Here is a 325-nt window from a genome sequence, read left to right as displayed (position 1 = left end):
TACCGTTCCGCGCTGCGGGTAGGCCGTGGTTCGGAATCCCGAGCTGAGCAGCACGGTGAGGTTGCCCGCAGCGGTGGTGGTTACGTGGAAGGCCAGCTGCTTGAGCAGGTCGGCCAGCGCGAGGCGCGCGTCGTTCTTGGCCGACGTTTCTTCCGGCCCACTGCGTTTGCGCGCGATGGCCAACTTGGCTTCGAAGTCATCGCGTGCCGTGGTCACCACCGCCAGATCGGGTGTGGGTGTAGGGAAATTAACATTGCTTTCCATTGCGAGCAACACGGTGTTGGTATGGACCAGCAGTTCATCATCGGGGACTTTTGAAAAGCCT

1 protein-coding gene is annotated in these 325 nt (G+C 60.9%); it reads right to left on the bottom strand.

Annotation, left to right across the window (positions count from 1 at the left end; genetic code table 11):
• Positions 1-325: hypothetical protein (locus U9S71_RS20945; RefSeq protein WP_326329808.1), on the bottom strand; the 325-nt coding region annotated here is incomplete at both ends.

The sequence above is a fragment of the Parapedobacter flavus genome, assembly GCF_035818675.1.
In the GTDB taxonomy this organism is placed as follows: Bacteria; Bacteroidota; Bacteroidia; order Sphingobacteriales; family Sphingobacteriaceae; genus Parapedobacter; species Parapedobacter flavus.
This window is presented reverse-complemented; position numbering and strand designations above follow the sequence as displayed.